General features: G+C 70.0%; 1 pseudogene. It reads left to right on the forward strand.

What is annotated here, in order from left to right:
- Positions 1-943 (forward strand): annotated as a pseudogene (locus AC5RUJ_RS17240) (hypothetical protein); the annotation flags it as partial.

Genomic DNA, 943 nt, shown 5'->3' on the forward strand with positions numbered 1-943 from the left:
CCGTTCTCGCCGGCTTGGCCTGGGCCTGGTGGCCCGACGACGGCGCCTATCGCCCGGTGCAGCCCTACGAACGCGGAACCCTGTTCGATGCGGCGGCTTCCGTCGCCCCGATATCACCGGCGGGGCTGGCCGAAGGCCGCTCAGGGCAAACGGTGGCGGCGTGGCCCTCCGGTACTGATCTGCCGACGGCGGAGGATCCGCAACTGGCGATGGTCCTCGTTCCCCGCGACCTGCAGGCCGGGCAGCAGGAGACCGCTACGGCGGCCACCGGCGAGGATTTACTGCACGACGGCGGTTCCGGCGCCACCGGTACTGACGCGGGCGCCGGCACACCCCCGGCCTGGGTCTTCCCGTTCGACCGGCCGCTGGCCCCCGAGGAGGACGGAAACCAGGCCCTTGCCGTCAACGTTGAGGACGGCTCCGTGGTCTACGACGTCGCCTTCGCCCTGGTGTGGGCCGAAGACGGGCCGGTAGACGCCACGAACGAGGCCTACGCCTTCGCGTCCTGCCGGGGCTGCACGGCAGTAGCCGTCGGCTTCCAGGTTGTCCTGATCCTCGGCCAGGCCGACGTCGTGGTCCCCCAAAACCTTTCCGCGGCGGCCAACTACAACTGCGTCGAGTGCCTTACCTACGCGCTCGCCAGCCAGTTGGTCCTCACCCTCGACGGCCCGCTCAGCGACGCCGGCATGGAGAAACTGGCAACCCTGTGGGAAGAGATCGCCGCCTACGGCCGGTCGCTCGAAGACGTCCCCCTGGACGAAATCCAGGTCCGGCTGAACGACTACAAGATGCGCATCCTCGGCATCATCGAACAGGACGCCGCCGTCGGTGACGGCAGCGCCGGCGCAGGCAACGACGCGGCGTCCGAAACAGACGAGACCGCCGACACGGGCTCGTCTCCGGAGGCAACACCTCCGGCGGACACCGGCGGCGACCAGCCGCC

The sequence above is a fragment of the Arthrobacter sp. Y3223164 genome (genome assembly GCF_059091005.1).